1 protein-coding gene is annotated in these 279 nt (G+C 63.1%); it reads right to left on the bottom strand.

Annotation, left to right across the window (positions count from 1 at the left end):
• The coding region (locus SB764_RS39510) for a beta-ketoacyl synthase N-terminal-like domain-containing protein (protein WP_410866685.1) at window positions 1-187 on the bottom strand (187 nt) is incomplete at its 3' end.
• Window positions 188-279: the final 92 nt, after the last annotated feature.

Here is a 279-nt window from a genome sequence, read left to right as displayed (position 1 = left end):
AGCCGCCCTCGGCATCCTCGCCGATATCAGGTACGACGCCGCCGACCTTGGCCGCAAGATCGCCGACGATATCTTCGCCCAGCAAGCGAAGCCCGGAGCCGCCGGCAAGCAGCCGCTTCCACGCGATCTCCACACCTGTTCCAAGCGGCGACACAAGTCCCATACCGGTGACGACAATGCGATCCATGATTTGTTCCTTCTTAAGCATCAAAGCCCAGATACCAGGCCTTCATCCGCGCAATGCGCTCATGGGCCGCCTCATCGGCCGCAGGGCCGGGC

Source organism: Paraburkholderia sp. SIMBA_027 (assembly GCF_046535315.1).
In the GTDB taxonomy this organism is placed as follows: domain Bacteria; phylum Pseudomonadota; class Gammaproteobacteria; order Burkholderiales; family Burkholderiaceae; genus Paraburkholderia; species Paraburkholderia tropica.
This window is presented reverse-complemented; position numbering and strand designations above follow the sequence as displayed.